The sequence below is a fragment of the Ruegeria sp. YTSA064 genome, from assembly GCF_059610325.1.
Genome location: NZ_JBXWNK010000007.1, coordinates 114,990 through 131,183, shown reverse-complemented (window position 1 = coordinate 131,183; position 16,194 = coordinate 114,990). Strand labels below are relative to the sequence as shown.

At 59.0% G+C, this 16,194-nt stretch carries 17 protein-coding genes; 10 read left to right on the top strand and 7 right to left on the bottom strand.

The features are described from left to right. Position 1 precedes the first annotated feature (1 nt). On the top strand, positions 2-436 hold the full coding sequence (locus AC2FI7_RS12175; RefSeq protein ID WP_010443621.1) for an NUDIX hydrolase: 435 nt from the start codon (positions 2-4) through the stop codon (positions 434-436). On the opposite strand, the gene AC2FI7_RS12170 is transcribed toward AC2FI7_RS12175, so the two are convergent. The 6 genes from AC2FI7_RS12170 to AC2FI7_RS12145 form a co-directional block, all read right to left on the bottom strand. Further along, on the bottom strand, positions 416-3,817 hold the full coding sequence (locus tag AC2FI7_RS12170) for an efflux RND transporter permease subunit (protein ID WP_496816085.1): 3,402 nt from the start codon (positions 3,815-3,817) through the stop codon (positions 416-418). The genes AC2FI7_RS12175 and AC2FI7_RS12170 overlap by 21 nt on opposite strands. A 5-nt stretch (positions 3,818-3,822) precedes the next feature. Next, on the bottom strand, positions 3,823-5,280 hold the full coding sequence (locus tag AC2FI7_RS12165) for an efflux RND transporter periplasmic adaptor subunit (RefSeq protein ID WP_496816084.1): 1,458 nt from the start codon (positions 5,278-5,280) through the stop codon (positions 3,823-3,825). A gap of 105 nt (positions 5,281-5,385) precedes the next feature. Then, positions 5,386-5,928, bottom strand: a complete 543-nt coding sequence (gene moaB, locus AC2FI7_RS12160) for a molybdenum cofactor biosynthesis protein B (protein ID WP_010443618.1) — start codon at positions 5,926-5,928, stop codon at positions 5,386-5,388. 6 nt (positions 5,929-5,934) lie between these two features. Next, positions 5,935-6,555 (bottom strand): LysE family translocator, encoded by a 621-nt coding sequence (locus AC2FI7_RS12155; protein WP_010443617.1) that lies wholly within the window; start codon positions 6,553-6,555, stop codon positions 5,935-5,937. Then, entirely contained in the window at positions 6,552-7,151 is a 600-nt protein-coding gene (locus AC2FI7_RS12150; protein ID WP_010443616.1) for a metallophosphoesterase family protein, read from the bottom strand. The genes AC2FI7_RS12155 and AC2FI7_RS12150 overlap by 4 nt, the downstream gene beginning before the upstream one ends. Continuing rightward, positions 7,148-7,912 carry a uracil-DNA glycosylase gene (locus tag AC2FI7_RS12145; RefSeq protein WP_010443615.1) on the bottom strand — a complete coding sequence of 255 codons (765 nt, stop codon included), beginning with the start codon at positions 7,910-7,912 and terminating at the stop codon, positions 7,148-7,150. Before AC2FI7_RS12145 ends, AC2FI7_RS12150 begins: the two co-directional genes overlap by 4 nt. Before the next feature lie 759 nt (positions 7,913-8,671). Between AC2FI7_RS12145 and AC2FI7_RS12140 the strand changes: the two genes are divergently transcribed. The 8 genes from AC2FI7_RS12140 to AC2FI7_RS12105 all read left to right on the top strand — a co-directional run bounded on the left by AC2FI7_RS12140 (position 8,672) and on the right by AC2FI7_RS12105 (position 14,090). Further along, on the top strand, positions 8,672-9,607 hold the full coding sequence (locus tag AC2FI7_RS12140) for an aspartate carbamoyltransferase catalytic subunit (RefSeq protein WP_010443613.1): 936 nt from the start codon (positions 8,672-8,674) through the stop codon (positions 9,605-9,607). Next, complete coding sequence (locus AC2FI7_RS12135) at positions 9,604-10,122, top strand: hypothetical protein (RefSeq protein WP_496816083.1); 519 nt, start codon at positions 9,604-9,606, stop codon at positions 10,120-10,122. The genes AC2FI7_RS12140 and AC2FI7_RS12135 overlap by 4 nt, the downstream gene beginning before the upstream one ends. Further along, positions 10,107-10,493 carry a hypothetical protein gene (locus AC2FI7_RS12130; protein ID WP_010443611.1) on the top strand — a complete coding sequence of 129 codons (387 nt, stop codon included), beginning with the start codon at positions 10,107-10,109 and terminating at the stop codon, positions 10,491-10,493. The genes AC2FI7_RS12135 and AC2FI7_RS12130 overlap by 16 nt, the downstream gene beginning before the upstream one ends. Continuing rightward, the gene (gene pyrC, locus AC2FI7_RS12125; protein ID WP_010443610.1) at positions 10,490-11,770 is read left to right on the top strand and encodes a dihydroorotase; all 1,281 of its coding nucleotides are present in this window, start codon (positions 10,490-10,492) and stop codon (positions 11,768-11,770) included. Before AC2FI7_RS12130 ends, pyrC begins: the two co-directional genes overlap by 4 nt. After that, positions 11,770-12,375 (top strand): glycerol-3-phosphate 1-O-acyltransferase PlsY, encoded by a 606-nt coding sequence (gene plsY, locus AC2FI7_RS12120; protein WP_010443609.1) that lies wholly within the window; start codon positions 11,770-11,772, stop codon positions 12,373-12,375. The genes pyrC and plsY overlap by 1 nt, the downstream gene beginning before the upstream one ends. Next, positions 12,372-12,647, top strand: coding sequence for a hypothetical protein (locus AC2FI7_RS12115; protein ID WP_010443608.1), 276 nt, complete (start codon positions 12,372-12,374; stop codon positions 12,645-12,647). Before plsY ends, AC2FI7_RS12115 begins: the two co-directional genes overlap by 4 nt. Positions 12,648-12,819: 172 nt before the next feature. Beyond that, positions 12,820-13,293 (top strand): YHS domain-containing (seleno)protein, encoded by a 474-nt coding sequence (locus AC2FI7_RS12110; RefSeq protein WP_010443607.1) that lies wholly within the window; start codon positions 12,820-12,822, stop codon positions 13,291-13,293. Positions 13,294-13,556: 263 nt separating this feature from the next. Further along, the gene (locus AC2FI7_RS12105; protein ID WP_496816082.1) at positions 13,557-14,090 is read left to right on the top strand and encodes an outer membrane protein; all 534 of its coding nucleotides are present in this window, start codon (positions 13,557-13,559) and stop codon (positions 14,088-14,090) included. Positions 14,091-14,131: 41 nt separating this feature from the next. On the opposite strand, the gene AC2FI7_RS12100 is transcribed toward AC2FI7_RS12105, so the two are convergent. Beyond that, the gene (locus AC2FI7_RS12100; protein ID WP_010443605.1) at positions 14,132-15,115 is read right to left on the bottom strand and encodes a quinone oxidoreductase family protein; all 984 of its coding nucleotides are present in this window, start codon (positions 15,113-15,115) and stop codon (positions 14,132-14,134) included. Positions 15,116-15,330: 215 nt separating this feature from the next. Here AC2FI7_RS12100 and AC2FI7_RS12095 point away from each other — a divergent pair, with 215 nt between their 5' ends. Further along, the gene (locus AC2FI7_RS12095) at positions 15,331-16,188 is read left to right on the top strand and encodes a DUF2189 domain-containing protein (RefSeq protein ID WP_029622266.1); all 858 of its coding nucleotides are present in this window, start codon (positions 15,331-15,333) and stop codon (positions 16,186-16,188) included. Positions 16,189-16,194: the final 6 nt, after the last annotated feature.

The window sequence follows — 16,194 nt, the reverse complement described above, 5'->3', positions numbered from 1 at the left end:
GATGAGTCAAACTCCTAAGATTGGCGCGTTGGCCGTAGTTGTTCATGAAAATCAGGTGCTGTTGGTTCAGCGCAACAAGCAACCCGACGCAGGGTTGTGGGGTTTTCCCGGTGGCCATGTGGAATGGGGTGAAACTGTTTTGGCCGCCGCCGCCCGTGAGCTGCGGGAAGAGACGAGCGTGATTGCCGAACCGATAGAGTATCTCGATAATCTGGATTTGCTTCTGCGCGACGGCGAAGGGCTGATCCGGGCGCATTATCTGTTGGTTGGTGTCGCGTGTCGCTACACTTCGGGTACGCCTGTTGCTGCAGATGACGCGCGGGACGCGCAGTGGTTCCCCGTCGATCAGATCAAAGCCCGTGACCTTCCCATGAGTAGCCGCGTACCCGACTTGCTGCAGCTTGCGGTCTTGCGATCAAGCCTCGGCGCGACCTGACAATCGTGCGTATAACAAGCTCGACAGCAGCACTCCCAACAACAGGATCACCGTCGCTCCGGCGGCAAAGACGCCAAAGCCCAATTGCAACACAATTGGCCCATCCGGGGTTGGGTAGAAGTCTGAAAGCAGCACCATCGGTTCACCCGTAACGGCAGGCCAGATCATTGATACCCCTAACCAAACCGCCAGCGCTGCGCCTGTTGCGCGAACGGCTGTGCGCACCACTCGATCCGGCGCTCGTAAGGCACGCCGCATTGCAGTCATCGGACGTGAGACATCGTTCAGGATCGCCAGCAGAGCGGGTACCAGCAACAGGATCAGCACCATCCCGAAGCCCAGCCCGTAGACCAGAGTGATCACGGTAGGCTTCAAGAACTGTGCCTGTTGTGAGCTTTCGTACATCAAAGGCGTCAGGCCCAGCACAGTGGTCAAGGTGGTCAGCATCACCGGTCGCAGCCGATCTGCGGTGCCTTCGACAATCGACGGTACCAACCCACGTTCCTGTTGATACCCATCGATCGTGGTCACCAACACAATCGAGTCGTTGATGATGATCCCGGTCATACCCAGCAGACCGACAACGGTGAACATGCTCAGCGGCACATCCCAAAGGTAATGCCCCCAAATCGCGCCCACGAGGCCGAAGGGTATGATCGCCATGACCACCAATGGCCGCGTCCAGCTGGCAAAGACCCATGCCAGAACCAGATAAATCCCGGTCAGACACAGGATTAGCCCGGTGCGCGCCTCCGAAAGGAACTCATCCTCCTGTTCGCTCAGACCTGCCATGCGCCATTCAACCTGACGTTCGGAGGCAATGTTGGGCAGGATTTCCTCCTGCATCGCCCGAGCAATCTCGGCAGCTTGCGCCGGATCATCCTCGGAAATGTCGCCGTTCACCGAGATCACGCGCAGGCCATTTTCGCGCCGGACCGTCGAGAACCCCGACTTTCGCTCGACCGAGACAATATCGGCCAGCGGAACGTAGACACCATCGGGCGTCCGCATCAGCGTGCGTTCCAAAAAATCAGCTGTCAGTTCGCCCTCAGGCAGTTCGATCCGAATCTCGGTGCTGCGCGGTCCATCCGGGAAAGTAGCGGCCTCGATCCCGTTCAGTCGGTTTCGCAATACGCGGCCAAGTGTTTCGATGCGGAAACCCAGCGCCTGGCCCTGTGCCGTCAGATCCAGAATGAACTCTTCCTTGTCATACGCCAGATTATCCTCAAGCGCCGAAACTTCAGTGTATTTCGACAGCGCCGCCTGCAAATCTTCGGACGCGGATTTCAACGTGTTCACATCGGCGCCGTAGAATTGCACGTCAATTGCATCGCCACCGGGGCCTGAGCGCCAGCCGCGGAAACTGAGCAATTCGACCTTCGGATGGCGGGGGACAAAGTCCTGTAGCTCACCCACAAACTCAAAACTGGAATAGGGGCGCAGGTCGGCATCAATCAACTCGATCGAGATACCGCCCAGCAGATCGCTGTCCTTCCCATCCGCCGCACGCAACCCCCATCCGGCCGATCCACCTACTTCTGCCAGAACATAATCGATGGGATTGCGGCCATGACGCTCTTCGTAGATCTGGCCCAGTTCTTCGGTGGCCCGCTGGACCATGTGCATCATTTCAAGCGTCTCGGCACGTGTGGCACCTTCAACCATGATGAAATTGCCGGTGACCGAGCCGCGTTCTGGCGCATTGAAGAAACGCCAGTTCACATCCCCCCGGATAAACAGAGCGATCTGGCTGGCCAGAACGACAACCATCAACGCAACCACCACGTAGCGCGCCCAGATCACCCACGCGACCAGCGGGCGGAACAAATGATCCCGCACCCAGCGGAATCCCCTGTTTACGACCCGGTTTGGCCAGTCATACCAATGTTCCTTGGCCGAATGTGCGATGGCATGGGCCATGTGGTTCGGCAGAATCAGAAAACACTCGATCAATGAGGCAATCAGGACCGCAATGACGGTGAACGGAATGTCGCGGATCAACTCTCCGAACCGGCCACCGATCGCGGTTAGTCCAAAGAATGCGATGACGGTTGTGACGGTTGCGGCAAACACCGGCATCGCCATGCGCCGGGCTGCGCGTTCGGCAGCGACCATCGGCGCTTCGCCCAGCCGGCGAGCACGAAAATCGGCATGTTCGCCCACCACAATGGCGTCATCGACCACGATGCCCAGCGTGATGATGAGACCAAACAGAGACACCATGTTCAGTGACAGCCCGCCCAGATACATCAGAGCAATAGCCGCTGACATCGCAACCGGAATGCCGGCGGCCACCCAAAAAGCGATCCTCGCGTTGAGGAACAGGAAGAGCAGGCACACCACCAGTCCCAGGCCCAACAGACCGTTGTCCACCAGAATATCCAGACGGTCGGTGATGGCTTGCGCCCGTGTGCGGATCAGCTCAATCGTGATGCCTTCGGGCAGGCTCGCCTGCATCTGGGCCACTACATCCTCAACATCGCGCTGGATGCCAATGGCGTCGCCAAGATTGGAACGATCTACGCGGATCGACATTGCAGGATTTTCACCCACGAAATAGCTGCGATTGCGCGTAACGCCCTCGACCCTGATTTCAGCCACATCCCCTACAACAAGCTTTGAGCCGTCTGCGAAATTGCGTAGGGCGATGCCCTCAATTTCTTCCGGGGTGCGTTTTTCTACCCCCGTTCGGATGCGCGCGTTGGCGCCCGAGACATCGCCTGCAGGGTTAGCCGTGACCTCGGCAGCGATGGCCGCCGCGATATCCGAGAGTGAAATGTCATTGGCGATCAGCTGTACTGTGGGCACCTCGACCACCACGCGCGGTGCGGCCAAGCCGCGGATCGTAGTGCGCGTGACCCCGGCGGCAAAGAGGCGGCTGATCAGTTCATCGGTGAACTTAGCCAATTGCTCGGCCTCGATGGGGCCAGTGATGACCACATCTGTGACACGATCACGCCAGGCCCCGCGCCGAATTGTCGGCTCCTCGGCGTCTTCGGGCAGGTTGGTGACACTGTCGACGGCCGTCCGAACCTCTTCGACTGCGCGGGACATATCCCAGTTTGGTTCAAATTCCAGCCGGACCTGTGCCGATCCTTCGCGCGAGGTTGATTCGGTACTGGCCACACCCTCGACAGCCAATAGCGCAGGTTCGAGCAGTTGGATTATGCCATTGTCGACATCCTCGGGGCCGGCGCCCTCCCATTCGACATTCACATCGACGCGTTCAAGAATCACATCAGGAAAGAACTGCGCCCGCATGTTGGGGATCGCCGCGATGCCCAACACCAACATGACCAGCAGCAACAGATTGGCCGCTGTCCGATGCCTGGTAAAATAACTCAGGATACCGCCTGCCGCGCTGGGAATTTCGCGGATCATGGCGCCTAACCCCCGGCCCGATTGTCATCAAGACGGCGTACAAGAGCGGCAGGTACCTTTGCCTCGCTCAGTTGACCCAATACCTGGGCCTTATCCGCCTGTGACATCCCATCGCTGGCCTCGACCTGTGCGACAAGTTGAGCCCGCTTTTCGTCGGAGAGTTCGACCATGCCGGGATCAACTTCGGTGCTGGCTTCAACCCGCAGAGGCCGGACGCGAACGCCCGAACCCAACAGAGGCGTCCGTCCGATCACTACTTCTCGACCCTCCAGACCTTCACCGCGCAGCAATACTTCATCTCCTTGACGACGGATCAGTTGTACGGCCAAAGGCTCTAACCGATCGTCCGGACCAAGCACCAGCACGTTGCCCGCTGCATCCAGAACAGAGGACGGCAGACGCACAACATTCTCCAGCGGTTGTTCCTCAACCGAAACGGTGACGAAATCCCCTGGTTTGAAACCTGGCGCGTCATCAAGGCGGGCATAGATCAGACGCCCGGTCTGCCCTTCACCCGCAGCCCCGCTGTCGCGGCTGATTTGGCCCTTGGCGATCAGATCGGTCCCAGTGACCTCTAGCGATACGGTGACTGGTGCGGAAATCAAGCCGCCTTGAGCGTCCAACAATCGCACATATTGCGCGGTCGAGACCCGGAACGCGACCTCAAGCGCGTTAGGGTCCACAAGTTCAGCCAGCTTTTCATTGGCCGCGACCAACCGGCCTTCAACCAAAGTGACCTCAGTCAACGTCCCGTCAAATCCGGCGTGGATCGTCATGTCTTCCAGATCACGCTCGGCTCCTTCCAGCGCGATGCGGGCGCGGGCAAACAGTGTGGTGGCCTGATCGACCCGAGACTCAGCCTGCGCCAACGCAATCCTGCGCGCCAGAACTGCCTGATGAGCAGATGTTGCAGCCAGTTCCGCCTCTTCAACACTGGCTGCCGCGCCAACGCCTCGTGTCTGTAGGTCTTGTTGACGCTGAAGAGCCCGGTCGCGTAGCTCGGCCTGCGCTTCGGCTGATTTCAATTCATCCTGCGCCAGCAGAAGCGAGCGTTCTGCATCTCGTTCTTCAAACTGGGCATCCAGAAGATCGGATTTGGCGCGGTCTAAGGCTGACTGCATATCAGCTGGATCCAACTCAACCAGCAACTCACCAGCCGTCACGGTGCCACCATCTTCGAAATCATCCGCCAGCGACACAACGCGTCCACCCAAGGCTGCGCGCAGCTCCAGCCGACGGCGACTTTGGATCTGACCAAATGCCTCCAGATAGGGCGTAACGGTTTCTGGTTCGGCGGCGCGGACACTGACGGCGAATATGCGTTCCCGCGCCTCGGGGGTCTGATTGTCCCGCGTCAGCACATCCTGCACCGCGCCCGAGATCATCTGTACAGCCACGATCAACAGGCCCAGCGTCAGAAACGCCAGGAACACACCTACAAGGCTTTGCCGCAGAAATCGCATCGGTCACTCACCTATGGTCGCACATGCTGCCTTCCGCAAAGGTAGCCGGGTCGCAAAAAATGCCAAGCCACAAAGCGGTTATGATGCGTTAAACGCAGGACCAGTCTACTTCCGTCGCAGATGTTCGTCCAATCTGGGCATTATTTCCACGAAATTGCAGGGGCGGTGGCGATAATCGAACTGTTTCTCCAAAATCGCATCCCACGCGTCTTTACACGCGCCCGGGCTGCCCGGCAGCGCAAACAGATAGGTTCCGCCCGCCACACCGCCTGTGGCGCGGGACTGCACGGCAGAAGTACCTATCTTTTCCATAGACACGATGGTGAACACGGTGCCAAACGCCTCAATCTCTTTTTCATAAACATCCCGATGTGCCTCGACTGTCACATCGCGACCCGTCAGACCTGTGCCGCCGGTCGAGATCACAACGTCGATCTCGGGATCAGCGATCCAAGCACGCAATTGTTTTGCTATCTCAGCGCGCTCATCTTGTATAATCCTGCGATCCGCCACTGAGTGGCCCGCTTTTTCGATCCGATCCACCAACGTCTGGCCCGAGCGATCCTCGTCCAGAGACCGCGTGTCAGAAACAGTCAGGACAGCGATCCGGACGGGAATGAACTTCTTGCTTTCGTCAATGCGTGACATGCGGTGTCAGGCCCTTTCCATAATAGCAAGCCGGAGGGCCAAAGCGGTGAAGATCCCCCCTGACACCCAACCTAGAATACGCGAGGCACGCGGATTGCCGATTAGCATCCGACCTGCGCCGCCAGCAAAAATGCCGACCAGCCCATTCACTACAAACCCGCCGACACCAAGAATTGCGCCATAGATCAGGAACTGCGCCAATACCGAACCCTTCCCTGGATCGATAAATTGCGGGATGAAGGCGAGCACGAACAGAATGACTTTGGGATTGGTCAGGTTGACTAGCATCCCGTCCCGAAACGCGTAACGGGTGGGTCTGTTCGGTGCGTCGGCGGCGACTGCACCATTCTTGATCGCACCCCATGCGAGAAAAAGCAGATAACCCACTCCGGCCCAGCGGATCACATCGAACAGCCACGGCAAAGTTGCGACCGCCGCGCCAAGGCCGAGACCGGCAATCAGAACGTGCACCATACCGCCTGCAGAGACCCCGGCACTTGCGGCAATCGCAGGGCGCGGACCTGCGCGCAGGCCTTGACCAAAACAGAACATCATATCCGCGCCGGGTGTGAAATTCAGCGCCAGCGCTGCCGGGATAAAAGCCAGCAGCGTTACCGTGTCGATCATAAACTCACCTCGAACCAATGCACTTTGGGCCCCAGATTGGCTATCTGTGTACGGCCGATGGTGCCTCGGTAACCCCAGCTGTCATGGATATGCCCGCAAAAGACTAATTTGGGTTGAAGCCGTTCGACTGCGTCTCGAACGGCGACTGAGCCAACCGATTGGCCTTGCGAGGTAGTATCGCCATGCCCTTTGGGTGGAGAATGCACGATCAGGATATCTGCGGCCTCGCACCGATCCAGCAGTTCTGCGGCCTCAGGCTCGGTCAGGTCGCAAGACCAATCGCCAAAAGGTGTGACCGGCACGCCATAGCCCAGCCCAAACAGGCGCAGACCGTCAAGTGTCATGCCTGTCCCGTGCAGAACATGCGCACCATCAGGCGCGGTTTCTGTCAGTTCCTCGGCGCTTTCCGCATTGCCCGGCACCAGAACCAGCGGAGCCGCAATGCCCGAAAGCATCTGCATCGCTTCATCTAATCCCCGCCGCGCGTTGCAAAAGTCGCCGGCCCCAATGACCAGGTCAGCCTCGGCACTGGCGGCCACCAAGTCGGAGGCGCGGTTGCGCGCCATGTGCAGGTCAGAGAACGCCAGCACCCTCATGACCCGCCCCTCAGCCGCGCTTGCAGGTCCAGCAGATCGGCCCAGGCCTGTCGCTTCATCTGCGGTTGACGCAGCAGGTAGGCCGGGTGGAACATCGGGATGACCGGCAGGTTCAGCGCCTGATCCCATTTCCCGCGCAGCCGTGTGATACCTCGTTTGCCCAGCACGGCCTGACAGCTGATATTGCCCATCACCACCAGAACCTCGGGTTTGGCCAAGGCCACATGCTGTTCCAGAAACGGCTTCATCATGCCTATTTCTTCCGGCTTGGGATCGCGGTTTTGCGGAGGGCGCCACGGCAGCACGTTGGTAATGTAGACATTCTCGCGCCGATCCAGATCAATCGCGGCCAGCATCCGGTCCAGCAATTGCCCAGCGCGCCCGACAAAGGGCTTGCCTTCGCGATCCTCATCACGGCCGGGCGCCTCGCCGATGATCATTACCCGTGCGCCCGGTGTGCCGTCGGCAAACACTAATTGTCGCGCGCCGCGTTTGAGGTCGCAAAGATCAAACGCCTCCATCGCCGCACGCAAATCGACGAGCGATCCGGCGGTCTTTGCCGCCTGTTTCGCAACAGCTGCGGCATCGACGGGTTCAGGCTTTTTCGCAGGTTCAGCCGCAGCGGGTTTCTTCGCCTTGGACACCTTGTCCGGCAACGCATAACGATCCACCGGCGCATCGCCGATCGCTTCGGTTGCGCCCAGCTCGATCTGCCATTCCAGCAGCGCCCGCGCGGTATGATGGTCCAAGCCCGATTCCATAACCCTCAATCTAACCAGCTTTTGACCGAGGGAAAGCGAATAGACCTTGCCATGGCACAGGGTCGCACCGACCATGGCAGGGTCATGCTGTCATTTCTGCGATTCCTTCTGATTGCTCTTTTGCTGGCAACCTCTGGCGGTTCGGCGAGCGCACAGCTGTTTGACCGGAATACTCAATGCCGCCCCGGACAGCTGCAATGCGGACGCAGTTGCTGCCCCGCAGGCCAGCGCTGCAGCTTTGATGGCCGCTGTATCCCGCCCGGGCACACCTATTGTGGAGGCGGACGCACCTGCGGCCCGTTCGAGCGCTGCGTGGCAGGAGGAACCCGTTGCGCCCCGGCGGGGGCGAACAAGTGCACCTCGCGTCTGGATTGCCCAGGTGGCAGCTTCTGCAACGGGCGCGGGGAATGCGAGCGCAGCAGACCGGATTTGATCCCAACTCCATCCACAACCTGCTCGGATGGCCGGACCTGCGGAGCCGGCTCATCCTGCTTGCCGGGCGGCGGATGCTCACGCCCCGGCTGGTTTCTGTGTGAAGAAACCGGTTCGCAATGCCGACCCGGCTTTAAATGCTCGGCTCATCAGGGCTGCGTGCCGATCAAGGCTATCGATTGCGGCTATGGCAAGTGGTGCAAACCCGGCGAACAATGCCTGCCCGAAGGCGGATGCGAGAAACTGCTTGAAGGGTCGGAACCTTAGGTTGCCTTGGCCTGCATGGCTTCCTATAAGCGGTCCGATTGTCAGACAGGAGCCCGCCCAATGCGTTTCGCCCATCGTCACCTTCTTGGCATCGAGCATCTGTCGCAATCCGATATCACCGCTATCCTCGATCTGGCCGAAACCTATGTCGATCTGAACCGGCAATCGACGAAGCATTCCGATGTGCTGTCAGGCCTGACCCAGATCAACATGTTCTTCGAGAACTCAACCCGCACGCAGGCCAGTTTTGAACTGGCGGGCAAGCGGTTGGGGGCTGACGTGATGAACATGGCTATGCAGGCCAGTTCGATCAAAAAGGGTGAGACACTGATCGATACGGCGATGACGTTGAACGCGATGCATCCCGATCTGCTTGTAGTACGGCATCCTCATTCCGGCGCGGTGGACCTGCTGGCGCAGAAGGTAAACTGCGCCGTGTTGAACGCGGGCGACGGGCGGCATGAGCACCCGACACAGGCCCTTCTGGACGCGCTGACCATCCGCCGGGCCAAGGGCCGTCTGCACCGGCTGAACATTGCGATCTGCGGAGACGTGGCGCATTCGCGCGTCGCACGGTCGAACCTGATCCTGCTGGGCAAGATGGAAAACCGTATCCGCCTGATCGGCCCGCCGACGCTGGTACCGTCTCAGTTCGCCGAATTCGGGGCCGAAATCTATGACGACATGAACGAAGGCCTGAAAGACGTCGACGTAGTCATGATGCTGCGCCTTCAGAAAGAACGCATGGACGGCGGTTTCATCCCCTCAGAGCGCGAATACTACCACCGCTATGGGCTGGATGCCGCGAAACTCGCGCTTGCAAAGTCCGACGCCATCGTCATGCACCCCGGCCCCATGAACCGAGGGGTCGAGATCGATGGCACTCTGGCCGATGACATCAACCGGTCCGTCATTCAGGAACAGGTCGAGATGGGCGTTGCCGTCCGCATGGCCGCCATGGACCTGCTGGCGCGCAACGTGCGAGAAGCCGCATGAACGATCTGATCATCACCCCCCATGAGCGCGGCGTGATCCGCCTGTTCTCGCTGGATATGCGCCCGGAAGAAGCGAAATTCCTGCGCGAACCGGGGGCTGTTGATCAGGTACTTGGTGTCGAAGGGCTGGACCGCGCACAGATCGACATTTTTCCGGTATCCGACCTCGAAGACCTTGGGCTTTATGGCTATCTCAGCGAAGGCTGCGGTGTCTCGGTAGACCAGTTAGACCGCACGAAATTGGAGGCCATCGAAGGCTGGGTGATGGTCCTGCGCAGCGCGGCTTTCGGCGATCGATCAGTAACCCTTTCACCCGATCCACGCCTGCATCTGATTGGCCTGTTCACAGAAGAGGCCACGAACTGGACCGGCGACGTGATCGAGACGGAAAGCGCAAAGCCATACTCGGCCCCGCAAAGCCCGCCAGCGGATACCAAACCAAGCCGCATCGGATCAGCGGTCATTGCCTTGCTGATTCTGATCGCCATCGGAGGTGCCTTGTGGCTGATCCTGTGACATTCTCCTCGGACAAGGGCGCTTATGTCCGCACCAATGCATGGCTCGCCGCCTTTGCAATGGCGGTCGCGATGGTCGTGCTATGGTTGATCGGCAATCCCTACGTCTGGACCGGCGCGCCTGCCGGGTTGGCTGCCATCGGGATCCGCGCGTGGTATTTGGCCTCGGAAGAACTGGTCGCCACGTGGGAAATGACAGACGCCACTCTGACCGGTCCCGGTTCGCGCAAGGTGGCGCTGAACCAGATTCAGGCGGTCAACACGATTGGCAGCTTTGTCCAGATCGTCACCAAAGGCGGCGACAAACACCTTATCAAATACCAGGCGGACCCCGCCGCCACCAAAGCCGCGATCGAAAGGGCCATGGCATGAGCAATCTGATTTTCACCAATGCCCGCCTGATCAACCCCGAAGCGGACACAGATAGCATCGGCTGGCTGAAGGTTGCCGACGGTCGGATCGCGGCGCTTGGTGAAGGCGCGGCCCCAGACGCTGACACTCAGGTGGTCGATTGCGGTGGGCAATGCCTTGCACCCGGCATTGTCGACATTGGCGTCAAGGTGTGCGAGCCCGGTGAACGGCACAAGGAAAGCTATAAATCTGCAGGTCTTGCAGCAGCCGCAGGGGGTGTGACAACCATCGTCACGCGCCCTGATACCCTACCTGCCGTCGACACACCCGAGACGCTGGAGTTTGCCACCCGCCGCGCGCAAGCGGACGCTCCGGTCAACGTCCTGCCGATGGCCGCCCTGACCAAAGGACGCAAAGGGCGTGAGATGACCGAGATCGGGTTCCTGCAGGACGCAGGCGCCGTGGCGTTTACCGATTGCGATCATGTCGTGACCAACACCAAGGTGTTTTCTCGTGCTCTGACTTACACTAAGTCCTGCGGCGCACTGGTCCTTGCGCATCCGCAGGAGCCGGGGCTCAGCGCTGGGACTGCAGCCACCAGCGGCAAGTTCGCCGCTCTGCGAGGCTTGCCCGCCGTATCGCCTATGGCTGAGCGGATGGGACTGGATCGTGACATCGCCTTGCTTGAAATGACCGGAGCCGCCTATCACGCCGATCAGATCACCACGGCCCGCGCCCTGCCCGCACTGAAACGCGCCAAGCGCAACGGGCTGGACATCACGGCAGGCACGTCGATCCACCATTTGACACTGAACGAATTGGACGTGTCCGATTATCGCACCTTCTTCAAAATCAAGCCCCCACTGCGATCCGAAGATGACCGGCAAGCCGTGATCGAAGCAGTGCGAACCGGTCTGATAGACACGATCAGCTCCATGCACACCCCGCAGGATGAGGAAAGCAAGCGCCTGCCGTTTGAAGAGGCGGCCTCGGGCGCGGTGGCGCTGGAAACGCTGCTGCCTGCGGCGCTGCGCCTATACCATTCCGAACAGCTGGACTTGCCGACCCTGTTCCGCGCCATGGCCCTGAACCCGGCCAAACGGCTGAGCTTGGAGAGTGGTCGCCTATCCCAAGGCGCGCCCGCTGATCTGGTCCTGTTCGACCCGGATGTTCCCTTTGTTCTGGACCGCTTTACGCTGAAATCGAAATCGCAGAACACACCGTTTGACGGCCAGCGGATGCAGGGTAAGGTCACCGCAACCTATGTCGCTGGACAAGAAGTGTACCGGAGAGCCTGATGCCCTTGATCGATAGCACAATGACTCAGCTCATCCTGTGGGCCGCGTTAGGATACCTGCTTGGGTCCATACCATTTGGCATGATCGTCGCGCGCGTGATGGGTCTGGGAAACCTGCGGCAAATCGGGTCGGGCAATATCGGGGCAACCAACGTCCTGCGCACCGGGAACAAGGGAGCGGCGGCGCTGACATTGCTGTTTGATGCGGCCAAAGGCGCCGCTGCCGTTTTGCTGGCGCGCGTATTGGCCGGTGAAGATGCTGCGCAAATCGCAGCGCTTGCCGCATTTCTTGGTCATTGCTTCCCGGTCTGGCTGGGCTTCAAAGGCGGCAAAGGCGTAGCAACCTTTCTGGGCCTTTGGCTCGCGCTTGACTGGCGCGTGGGTGTCGCCTGTTGTTTGACATGGCTGGTTGCGGCGCTGATCTGGCGCATTTCTTCTGTTGGGGCGCTGGCCGCCGCCGCTCTGTCCACAACATGGATTATGGTCCTGACTGATGGCAGTACGTTTTTCCTCGGGATTGCTCTGACATTACTGGTCTACTGGCGGCACAGCGCCAACCTCGCGCGGATTAAGGCGGGCACCGAGCCAAAAATCGGAAAATCGTGACGGCGTCCATCGCTTTCCTGAAGGCGATCGATGATCTGCCCATCGGCACATTCACGGGGGCCGCTGGCCCGCGTAGATATTTGGTTTCGCATCAGATCATGGCAGGTGGGAAATCACACAAGCTCGTGGCCTATCAACTGGGCGGACCGGACTATATCAGCTTAAACCTTTATCTCACCCGCAAGAGCGGTGCGCTGCTGCGCCCCTGTGAGATGCCCGCTGAGAAAGTGGTTGCCTTTGTTCTGGCGCTCGTGCCTGACGTGCAGGAATGAACAACAGGTCTTTGTGACCGCACAATCACAATTGATTGCTTTGAACGTGAACAGACCATTCCCCAACTGGGATTTTGTGACGGCCAATTACCGGCGTCGCGACAATCAAATCCGGATCGCCCGGGCAAAATTACCGTGCTCTTAAGCGAGCCTATTCACGAAAGGTGAAGTCATGAACAAGTTCAAATCCATAATCAGCGGAGTCGCGCTGTCTGTTGCCATTGCAAGCTCGGCCATGGCGGCAGGTGTTGAAATCAATGCAAGCTCAACCGGCTTGGCAATGCAGGGCTATGACCCAGTTGCCTATTTCACCGTTGGTGAAGCCACCAAGGGCGACTACCGCATTTCCACCCTGCACAACGACGCGCTGTACCGTTTCGCATCGGAAGAGAACAAAGCCGCCTTTGAAGCCAACCCTGAGGCATACCTGCCCGCTTACGGTGGCTACTGCGCATTTGGCACCGCAATGGGCTTCAAGTTCGATGGTGACCCTAACTACTGGAAAATCGTCGACAACAAGCTGTACCTGAACCTGTCTCAGGACATTCAGGAGCGTTGGGAAGGCGACATTCCGGGCTTTGTTGAGCAAGCCAGCGCAAACTGGGAAGACATCGCCGACAAAGACCCGGCTGAACTGCAGCAATAATTCGCTGACAAGACCTTTGTATATCGGCGGCAGATCGTATCTGCCGCCGATCTTCGTTTGAAGGCGCCGTGCCGCGGCCTATTTAGAATCAAAGACAAGCGCCCAGATCAATTGGGCCCGCGCCGGGGACACCGGCTAGCCACCAGGATGGTTCGGAATAGATAAAGCATCACTGATCCGGCTTTTGGGCTGGTTCGTAGTGCCAGGCATAAGGCTGCCAACCGATGACCGGTCAGCAGATCTCGAGCGAAAGGAAACAGAAGATGACGGGTAAACTTGCACTTTTCACCTCTGTCGTGACGCTAGCGGCGGGTTCAGCGATGGCACAATCCTCGGGCAGCTGGACCGGCTTTTACGGCGGTGCACAGATCGGCTATGCGGATATCGACACCAACATCTCAGGCGTAGACGGGGATGGTGCGATTGGCGGTATCATCCTTGGATATGACTATGATCTGGGCGACTGGGTTTTTGGCGGTGGCTTTGACTATGACTGGAGCGACATCGACCTGGGTAGCGCCGCCACAGTCGAGAAGGTCTGGCGCATCAAAGCACGCGCTGGCTACAAGGTGAACCCACAGGGTCTGCTATACGGAACCGCTGGTTATGCCGACGCGGACACAAACACTCTGGGCAGCGACAATGGCTGGTTTATTGGTGCTGGCTATGAACAGATCGTCGCCCCCAACATCAGCGTAGGCGGCGAACTTTTGTATCATGAGTTTGATGATTTCAATTCATCGGGCGTCGATGTTGATGCCACGACGCTCCAGTTGCGTGTCGCGTACCGGTTCTAAACAAATGTACGGGTACGGCAGTCATTGCCGGGCCTCTCCTGTTAGGGCACCAGGATTGTACTGCCGGTGGTCTGACGCGCTTCCAATGCGCGATGTGCATCGGCAACTTGATCCAGCGGAAACTCCTGATCGACGTGGATCTTAACCTCGCGCCCATCCACTTTGCCAAACAGACGCCGCGCCATTGCCTGACAAGTAGCGTGATCCGAGATATGGGTGAACAGGGTTGGGCGGGTGATCTTCAAAGATCCTCGTTGCGCAAGCATGCCTAAGTCAACCGGTGGTACTGGTCCCGATGCATTGCCAAATGAAATCATCATACCCAAGGGTTTAAGGCAATCCAGCGACCCTTCGAACGTGTCTGCGCCGATGGAATCCATCACTACATCAACCCCTTTGCCTCCAGTGATCTCGGCGACTCGCTCGACAAAGTTCTCTGTTCGGTAGTTGATGCAATGCGACGCGCCGTTGAACTGCGCCAGGCTACATTTTTCGTCCGTTCCCGCGGTGCCAATCAGCTTGATGCCTTCGGATTTCGCCCATTGGCAGGCAATCAGGCCGACGCCTCCAGCGGCGGCGTGAAACAAAACGGTGTCCCCCCGACGCAAAGGCGTTGTGCGGTGAAACAGGTACTCGACCGTCATGCCTTTCAGCATCATGGCCGCAGCGGTACGGAACGAGATACTTTCGGGCAGCGGACATACCTGTGCGGCAGGCATCACACGCGCTTCGGAATAGGCCCCGGACGGGCCTGCAGCGTAGGCCGCGCGTTGGCCAGTGGAAAGGTGCGTGACACCTTCGCCCACAGCCTCAATCACGCCGGCTGCCTCCATCCCCAATGCGTGAGGCAATTCAAGCGGATAGAGACCGGTGCGCTGATACACATCAATGAAATTCAATCCGCAGGCATGGTGGCGAATGCGTACTTCTCCCGGCCCCGGATCCCCAAGCGGACGATCCTCAATCCGCAGGGCCTCTGGCCCGCCGTGTTCGTGAATGACGACAGTGCGCGCTGTTTGCTGCATGATACCCTCCGTTGCCTGTTGAAACAAAGCTAACATGCCTGTTCGACAGGGCAATCTTTGTTATCCCTCAAGCATGTTCGGGCAAGATTTTGCAATATGTGCTATAATGCGGGTGGACGTTGTAAATGGGCAGACGTTGCCGGCTGATCCGGTCACACGAATTTGCCTTACCGGATGCATCCCGCGGCGCACCCACGCCAGAGAAGGGGATGAACATGGACAAGACAATCGGTAACCCAATTACCTGGGTCGCCCGTAATCTGCGGGCGACCAGCGATCATGTGTCGGAATCAGTATCCGAAATCGGCAGCGCGGATGTCCGCACCCTGCCAACAGTGCACACGCTGACCCTGCAGGATCTGCGCGAATGCCTGAAAGCCGGATATAACGATTTTCTCGAAACTCGAGCCGATGCGATCTTTATCGTTCTGATCTATCCGATCGCAGGCCTGCTGATGTTCGGTATTGGGCTCAACAAAGACATGGTGCCTTTGCTGGCCCCGCTGGTCATGGGCTTTGCCCTGATCGGACCTGTCGCCGCGGTTGGGCTTTATGAGATCAGTCGCAAGCGGGAACAGGGCGGAGACGTCCATTGGCTGGATGCGTTTGGCGTGTTCCGCTCGCCTTCCTTCGGCGCGATATTGGCACTGGGCTTTTATCTGGTCATGCTGTTGTTGATCTGGCTGATGGTAGCGCAAGGAATCTACGCGCAGACACTTGGGCCAGAGCCCCCAGCCTCGGCAACAGCCTTTATCACCGAGGTATTCACCACCGGAGCTGGCTGGAGCATGATCATCATCGGCACCGCCATCGGCTTCCTGTTCGCACTGGTCGCGTTGGCGCTGAGCGTGGTCAGCTTTCCATTACTGCTTGATCGCAAAGTGGGCGTTCCAGTGGCCGTGGTGACCTCGGTTCGGGTCTTGCGTCAAAACCCGGGCGTGATCCTGACTTGGGGTGCGATCGTGGCGACGCTTCTGATATTGGGCGCCATACCGATTCTGCTGGGCTTGATCGTAGTGATGCCCATTCTGGGTCACGCCACTTGGCATCTGTATCGCCGGGCGGTCGCCTGACCGCGC

What these genes read in the sequence shown, in the direction of transcription:
- AC2FI7_RS12175 (WP_010443621.1), top strand. Translation starts at nt 2, where the DNA reads ATGAGTCAAACTCCTAAGATTGGCGCGTTGGCCGTAGTTGTTCATGAA.
- AC2FI7_RS12170 (WP_496816085.1), bottom strand. Translation starts at nt 3,817, where the DNA reads ATGATCCGCGAAATTCCCAGCGCGGCAGGCGGTATCCTGAGTTATTTT.
- AC2FI7_RS12165 (WP_496816084.1), bottom strand. Translation starts at nt 5,280, where the DNA reads ATGCGATTTCTGCGGCAAAGCCTTGTAGGTGTGTTCCTGGCGTTTCTG.
- moaB (WP_010443618.1), bottom strand. Translation starts at nt 5,928, where the DNA reads ATGTCACGCATTGACGAAAGCAAGAAGTTCATTCCCGTCCGGATCGCT.
- AC2FI7_RS12155 (WP_010443617.1), bottom strand. Translation starts at nt 6,555, where the DNA reads ATGATCGACACGGTAACGCTGCTGGCTTTTATCCCGGCAGCGCTGGCG.
- AC2FI7_RS12150 (WP_010443616.1), bottom strand. Translation starts at nt 7,151, where the DNA reads ATGAGGGTGCTGGCGTTCTCTGACCTGCACATGGCGCGCAACCGCGCC.
- AC2FI7_RS12145 (WP_010443615.1), bottom strand. Translation starts at nt 7,912, where the DNA reads ATGGAATCGGGCTTGGACCATCATACCGCGCGGGCGCTGCTGGAATGG.
- AC2FI7_RS12140 (WP_010443613.1), top strand. Translation starts at nt 8,672, where the DNA reads ATGCGTTTCGCCCATCGTCACCTTCTTGGCATCGAGCATCTGTCGCAA.
- AC2FI7_RS12135 (WP_496816083.1), top strand. Translation starts at nt 9,604, where the DNA reads ATGAACGATCTGATCATCACCCCCCATGAGCGCGGCGTGATCCGCCTG.
- pyrC (WP_010443610.1), top strand. Translation starts at nt 10,490, where the DNA reads ATGAGCAATCTGATTTTCACCAATGCCCGCCTGATCAACCCCGAAGCG.
- plsY (WP_010443609.1), top strand. Translation starts at nt 11,770, where the DNA reads ATGCCCTTGATCGATAGCACAATGACTCAGCTCATCCTGTGGGCCGCG.
- AC2FI7_RS12110 (WP_010443607.1), top strand. Translation starts at nt 12,820, where the DNA reads ATGAACAAGTTCAAATCCATAATCAGCGGAGTCGCGCTGTCTGTTGCC.
- AC2FI7_RS12105 (WP_496816082.1), top strand. Translation starts at nt 13,557, where the DNA reads ATGACGGGTAAACTTGCACTTTTCACCTCTGTCGTGACGCTAGCGGCG.
- AC2FI7_RS12100 (WP_010443605.1), bottom strand. Translation starts at nt 15,115, where the DNA reads ATGCAGCAAACAGCGCGCACTGTCGTCATTCACGAACACGGCGGGCCA.
- AC2FI7_RS12095 (WP_029622266.1), top strand. Translation starts at nt 15,331, where the DNA reads ATGGACAAGACAATCGGTAACCCAATTACCTGGGTCGCCCGTAATCTG.